This is a genomic window from Candidatus Phytoplasma fabacearum (assembly GCF_030586805.1).
Classification (GTDB): domain Bacteria; phylum Bacillota_I; class Bacilli_A; order Acholeplasmatales; family Acholeplasmataceae; genus Phytoplasma; species Phytoplasma fabacearum.
In genome coordinates, this window is sequence record NZ_JAOSIM010000025.1 from 1 (window position 1) to 6,854 (window position 6,854).

Consider the following 6,854-nt stretch of genomic DNA (forward strand, 5'->3'; position numbering starts at 1 on the left):
TAAACCCGAAAAGGGATAAATTATGGAAAGCGGTGTGCTTGGAAACTTGCTCGCACCGTTTGGACGGGGGCTGTTGGTAATATTTGGTAGAAAGATCAATCTTATCAAAGAAACGCCAATAATCTATTCGTATATTATCAGAATTGTTAAATTTTGTAACAGATGGTATAGAAGATTGAATAATAATCTTAAGCATTTAATATTAAATAAATATAGATTTTATAAATTTTAAATTATTTAATGACAAGATTATAAGAAAAATAGAAGAAAATATAGGAAAAAAATATGATTTGTCCAAAAATAGAGGGATTTTTTTTAGTAAATAAAACTTCTGGTATTTCATCTCATGATGTCGTTAAATTTATCAAAAAAAAATTAAATTTAGAAAAAGTAGGGCATACAGGTACTTTAGATCCTTTAGCAGAAGGTTTGTTAATTGTAATAGGGCGCCAAAGAGGCCTAAATATCCTGTGATTTTACCAATCACCAGTGCGATAAACACTGTAAGGCTAAGAACGGTTTTTGAATGGAAACTCTCAAGAATTACAGCAGTTCTTAAAAGCGGGTTGCGACGAAGTAGTTAGTCAAGAAGATACCGCCACTAAATGGTTCTAAGGATAAGCCTGTAATGGCCTAAGAAGATAAGTAGATGTAATATTAAACCTGTCTCGTAAACTACTGAAACCGAGCAGTCCCGAAGCTATCAATAACATTATTACGAATTGGATAGTTTATCAATTAACAAACCTGGAATCTCACCATTAACAAAATGGTTACTTCACCTAAGGAATCAAGGTAGATATTTAGCGTAACTTGGAGAATCCTAAAGGTCAGTTATTAAATTAACTAATAATGAGTTTAAAGTCATTAGGCCCAAGGATAAAGCGACTTCTTAGTAGTCGGAGGAGTAAAACTTGATCTGGAATGATAAAGAGAATCGTCCTCCCTGGAACAAGGTTAACGACCTTGATAGGGCGAAAGAAGTCAGTAATTTATTGTTTATTGATAAATTATGGAAAGCCGGATGCTTGGAAACTTGCTTGTCCGGTTTGGATGGGGGCTATTTGTAATAGTTGATAAAAAAACAAATCCTATTAATAAAACGCAAATAATCTATCCATATATCAATAAAGCAACAAAATTGGCATTTTTATTTAATGATTTAGATAAACAATATCAAGGAACCGCAATTTTTAATAAAAATTATGATACTTTAGATATTAATGGAAAATTAATTAATACCAAAAAAATAATTTTATCCGAATCAATAGTAAAAAAAAATTTTGATTATTTTGATAACAAACAATATTGGCAAACTCCTCCTATGTTCTCTGCTATTAAGATTAAAGGTCAAAAAATGTATGATTTAGCTAGAAAAAAACATTATGTAGAAATTCCTCCGCGACAAGTAAAAATTTCAAATTTAAAATTAATTTCATATGATATTCAAAAACAAGAAGCGAAATTTCAAGTAAATGTATCTAAAGGAACTTATATAAGAAGTTTAAGGGCGTCAAAGAGGCCTAAATATCGTGTCATTTAACCAATGACCAGTGCGATAAACACTGTAAGGCTAAGAACGGTTCTTGAATGGAAACTCTCAAGAATTACAGCAGTTCTTAAAAGCGGGTTGCGACGAAGTAGTTAGTCAAGAAGATACCGCCACCAAATGGTTCTAAGGATAAGCCTGTAATGGCCTAAGAAGATAAGTAGATGTAATAGTAAAACCTGTTTCGCAAACTACTATAAGCGAGCAATCCAGAGGCTATCAATATATGATATTCGTATTGGATAGTTTATCAATTAACAAACCTGGAATCTCACCATTAACAAAATGGTTACTTCACCTAAGGAATCAAGGTAGATATTTAGCGTAACTTGGAGAATCCTAAAGGTCAGTTATTAAATTAACTAATAATGAGTTTAAAGTTATTAGGCCCAAGGATAAAGCGACTTCTTAGTAGTCGGAGGAGTAAAACTTGATCTGGAATGATAAAGAGAATCGTCCTCCCTGGAATAAGGTTAACGACCTTGATAGGGCGAAAGAAGTCAGTAATTTATTGTTTATTCAATGATATCAATAAGAATTAACAACTAACTAGTGGTGACACAACGTTAGTCCTTAGAAGAGGATAAATTATGGCAAGCCGGATGCTGTGAAAAACTTGTTTGTTCGGTTTAGATGGAGGCTATTTACACTAGATAACTGAAATATACATTTTGTTGTTTAAAAACAAATAATTTATCCTTATTAAACAAATTTAAATTTTAAAAATATTTAAATTTTTATTTAGGAGTTTTTATGGATTCATTTGAAGAATCGAATTTTAATTTGCACAAAATTAAAAATTATATTAAGAATCATCCCGAAACAAAAGATTTACACATTAAAGACGAAGATCTTATTATTGTTTTTAATTATTTAAATAAAAAAGATCAACCAAATCCTTTTGGATATAAATTGGTTTTAAAAGAAAAACCTTATTTTCATGTAGTGTGGCGAGAAACTGTTAAAACTAAACAAATAGATTGGAAAAATAATTTTCAACAAAAAAATATTTTATTTAATCAAGAAATAAATTTAACTGGTATAGATATTAAAAATATAAAATCTATTTCTAAAACACAAAAAATTATTTTTCAGCATATGAAAGAACTTATAGAACAATATAATTCTTCTAATAATAATATCGATATCAAACAAAAGCAAAATAAGGGTTTATATATTTATGGTCCTTTTAATTCTGGAAAAACTTTTATGTTAAAAATATTAGCTAAAATGTTATTAATAAATCATATTCCTTTTTTATTTATTGTTATGTCAGATTTAGTTCGGCAATTTAAATTTTTATGGACTCATGATATTATAGAAGATAAAATAAATCATTTAAAAAAAATTCCATTTTTAATTTTAGATGATTTTGGTTTAGAAAATATGAATTCTTTTTTTCGAGATGATATTTTTATACCTTTGTTAAATTATCGTTATGAATATAATTTACCTGTTTTTTTTAGTAGCGTTTTACATCAGAATGATTTGAAAGAAACTTTACAATTAAATGTAGATTTAATTAATGCTACTAAATCTGCCAAAATTATTAATTTAATTCAAAAATCTACTTTATTATATGATTTTTCTAATAATATTTCTAAAAATAAATTGTCATGATAATAGGGATATTTTTTTATGATTTTTATTAGTTATTAAATTAAAATTAGTTAAAATAATATTTTTTTAGATTAATTATATATTGATTTCAAAAAATTATGGAGAGTAATAAATTATAAATATGATTCGTTTAATAGATGTAAATTTAAGCTTTGATGAAGACGAAGATATTTTAAAAGATATTTCTTTTAATTTACCTAGTCGCGGATTTGTTTTTTTGTCAGGACCATCAGGTTCAGGAAAAACGAGTTTATGCAATCTTTTATCAGGATTAGAAAAAATAAGTCATGGTAATATGTTAATAGAAGATAAAGATTTATCTACTTTTTCAGATTTTAAAATGGCTGCTTGTAGAAATGGTATGATTTCTTATATAACGCAAGATGCTTATTTTATTAATGAATTAAATGTTTTAGATAATATTCTTTTATCTGTTAAATTACAAAAAAGCGTTGTTAATCCCTTAATTCATAAACAAATTAAAGATTTATTTAAATATTTTAATTTACCTATCAGTTTATTGAAAAAAAAGCCTTTTAAATTATCTGGAGGACAATTACAAAGAGCCAATATAATTAGAAGTTTAATCAAAGATGTTGATGTGATAATAGCTGATGAACCTACAGGTAATTTAGATCCGGATTCTAGTAATTTAGTTTTTAAAAAATTAAAAGAGATTTCTGAAAAAAAATTGGTTATTGTAGTGACTCACGATGTTTTATCAGCAACCAAAAATGCTGATATTATTATTAAATTAAAAGAAGGTATTGTTAAAGATTATTTAATACGCAAACAAAATGGTACTTTTGATAATGGAAATATTCAATCGAATGAAAATGATTTAGATTTATTAACTTATGTTGATAACTTAGAAAAACAAAGATTTATTTCTAAAATCCAGGAAGTTTCTAATTTATTTGAAAACGATCATCTTTTGCAGTTTAAATCCGTTTCATCTAATTTACCTTTTAAAGAAGTACATTCTATTTGTAAATCTTTTTATAAAACTCATTGGAAACGAAATTTATTTAGTCTTTTTAATAATTTTCTATCATCTTTGTTACTATTTAGTTTGATGATTTTTTTGAATTCTTTTTTGGGAAAAATATTTTGGTATAAACAATCTTTTTTTAAAAATATATATTTAGAATTTAAGGAAATGATTATATTGCCTTTTTCAAAAGGATTTTACCTGTTATCTTTTGTAGGATTTCTAGTAATATTTTTATTTTGGTTGTTTTATTTCCTTTTAGCCAAGTCTTTTCTTAATCGTCAAACAATATATTTTTATCGTGCTGCAGGTATTACTCGTATTTTAGGCGCGAATAGTCGAATTGTTAATAAAATAATATTTTATTTTACCGCTTATTTTATATTGGCGTTTACTTTCTTACATCAAATGTTTATGGTTTTGTACCAAGGGGCACTTAATAAAATCGCTCATAATGGTTTTCATTATTTTTCTATTTTTTTGGATAAAAAAGAAATTCCTGGTTTTGATGATATGAATTTGTTTCAACAAAAAATTTCATTATTACAATTAAGTTTACAACGTTATCCTTTTCCTAACGATTATGTTCACAACTTTTTTGCTCCTTTATGTGAGAATGGTTTTTTTTCAATTTCACCTAGTTATCGAACTATAGTTAGTTTTGTAGGTTTTTTTATTATTTGTTTTTTCTTTGTGTATAGTATTTATCTTTTAATGAATTCTAAACGATTAAATAAAACAAAACCTTTAATGATGTTGAAAAAAGGAAATTCTTGAAACAATTTTCATAAAAAATTCATTATAAATAAAAATAAATAATTTATTTTTTATAAATAACCATAAATTTTATAATGTTTTATTAAAATAAAAACTCGATTTCTTAAGATATTTTTTTAAGAAATTGAGTTATTATAATTATTATTTTATTTATTTTTATATTCATATTTTTGATTTTTTAATTAATTAAAACAATAAATATTTTTTATTAAAAGGATTTTAATTTCATATGAACATTAAAGTGATAAGCACTTCTACTAGTTGTTTAGATTATTTTCATCAAAAACATAATATTGGATTAATTAGATTACAAATTTTTTTAAATAATCAAGAATATCGAGATGGTGAAAACTTAACTGCAGATCAATTTTATGATTTTATAACTAAAAATCCTCGTTTAATCGCTACTACTTCTCAACCTCCTATAGGAGAAATAGTTGAATATTTTCGCCAAATAGCTCGTTTAGGTTATCAAAAAATTTTTGTTACTACTTTATCTAGTGCTTTAAGCGGTAGTTATAATAGTATTTTATCTGCTAGCAAAATAGTTGCTTCCGAAATAGAAGTTATAGTTTTTGATACTCAAAGCGTCGGTTTTTGTGAAGCATATTGCGCTTTACAAGCGGAACGTATGTTTTCTGAAGGATTTGGTATTTCAGAAGTTATAGCATATTTAGAAAAATTACGTCAAAATAATAAAATTTTTTTTATAGTAGATTCTTTAAATCATTTAATTAAAAGTGGTCGTTTAAGTATGGCTAAAGGTTTTTTAGGTAGAATTTTTCATATTAAACCTATTTTAAAATTAGAAGCTCCTGGTGTTATTACAATGATTAAAAAAGTTTTTACCATGGAAAAAGCTTTTGATTGCATTTTGAAAGAAATTCATAATTACACAAAAAATCAAAAATTTTTATTACATGTTTTAACTTCAGGAAATCCTCTTATGAAAAATAAATTAATAGAAATTTTAAAAAAAAATTTAAATATTAGTAATATTTTAGAAGTTATTATTACTCCAGTGATAGGAGCGCATGTAGGAAATAATGCTCTTGGTGTGGGATTAATTATACCTCCCGCTTAATTAATTAGTGAAAATTAATCATAGGTGTAAATGGTATATGTTAAATTATAACTTATATATGGATAAAGCTAAAAATATTTTAAAAATATTAAAAAAATATAATAAAGCAGAAGCTTTTATAGTGGGAGGCGCTGTTAGAGATTTTTTGTTAAAAAAACCTGTTACAGACGTAGATATTACTACTAATCTGTTACCTGAAACAATTTGTGAAATCTTTAATGTTCCGAAAAGAAGAATTCGTTATGGTTCTGTAAAGGTTTTTTTTGAAAATAATTATTTCGAAATAACAACTTACCGAAAAGAAGGGGAATATTTAGATTTTAGACATCCTTCTTCTGTTATTTTTATTAAAGATGTTCAAGAAGATGTTAAAAGGCGTGATTTTACTATAAACGCTATTTTATTAGACGAAAATGATAAAATATTTGATTATGTTGATGGCTTAAAAGATTTACATAATAAAATTATTCGTATTATAGGCGATCCTTATCAAAAATTAACTGAAGATCCTTTAAGGATGTTAAGGATTTTTTATTTTAAATCAAAATTAAATTTTTCTGTAGAAAAAAATACAGAAAAAGTTTTAAAAGAAAATATTGCTTTAATAAATAAACTAAAAACATCTTTTATATTTAGAGAATTTAATAAACTTTTAAAACAAACTTATGTTCATTTAGCTTTTAATTATTTATTATATACAAAAGCGGGCGTCAAAGAGGCCTAAATATCGTGTCATTTAACCAATGACCAGTGCGATAAACACTGTAAGGCTAAGAACGGTTCTTGAATGGAAACTCTCAAGAATTACAGCAGTTCTTAAAAGCGGGTTGCGA

The 6,854-nt window shown here is 25.7% G+C and carries 6 protein-coding genes and 1 pseudogene; all 7 read left to right on the forward strand.

Annotated features, from left to right (window positions below; genetic code table 11):
* Positions 1-22 precede the first annotated feature (22 nt).
* The 7 genes and pseudogenes from OC705_RS02165 to OC705_RS02195 all read left to right on the forward strand — a co-directional run bounded on the left by OC705_RS02165 (position 23) and on the right by OC705_RS02195 (position 6,745).
* The gene (locus OC705_RS02165; RefSeq protein ID WP_304514053.1) at positions 23-232 is read left to right on the forward strand and encodes a hypothetical protein; all 210 of its coding nucleotides are present in this window, start codon (positions 23-25) and stop codon (positions 230-232) included.
* A gap of 68 nt (positions 233-300) precedes the next feature.
* Positions 301-471 (forward strand): annotated as a pseudogene (locus OC705_RS02170) (pseudouridine synthase); the annotation flags it as partial.
* Between the two features lie 541 nt (positions 472-1,012).
* A complete protein-coding gene (locus OC705_RS02175) occupies positions 1,013-1,543 on the forward strand; it encodes a pseudouridine synthase family protein (RefSeq protein WP_304513992.1) in 531 nt (176 codons plus the stop codon).
* Positions 1,544-2,302: 759 nt separating this feature from the next.
* Positions 2,303-3,169 (forward strand): ATP-binding protein, encoded by an 867-nt coding sequence (locus OC705_RS02180; protein ID WP_304512648.1) that lies wholly within the window; start codon positions 2,303-2,305, stop codon positions 3,167-3,169.
* A 121-nt stretch (positions 3,170-3,290) separates the two neighbouring features.
* Positions 3,291-4,937 (forward strand): ATP-binding cassette domain-containing protein, encoded by a 1,647-nt coding sequence (locus tag OC705_RS02185; protein ID WP_304513978.1) that lies wholly within the window; start codon positions 3,291-3,293, stop codon positions 4,935-4,937.
* Positions 4,938-5,166: 229 nt separating this feature from the next.
* Positions 5,167-6,021 carry a DegV family protein gene (locus tag OC705_RS02190; RefSeq protein WP_304512650.1) on the forward strand — a complete coding sequence of 285 codons (855 nt, stop codon included), beginning with the start codon at positions 5,167-5,169 and terminating at the stop codon, positions 6,019-6,021.
* Positions 6,022-6,058: 37 nt separating this feature from the next.
* Positions 6,059-6,745 (forward strand): tRNA nucleotidyltransferase/poly(A) polymerase-related protein, encoded by a 687-nt coding sequence (locus OC705_RS02195; protein WP_304512651.1) that lies wholly within the window; start codon positions 6,059-6,061, stop codon positions 6,743-6,745.
* The last annotated feature ends 109 nt before the right edge of the window (positions 6,746-6,854 follow it).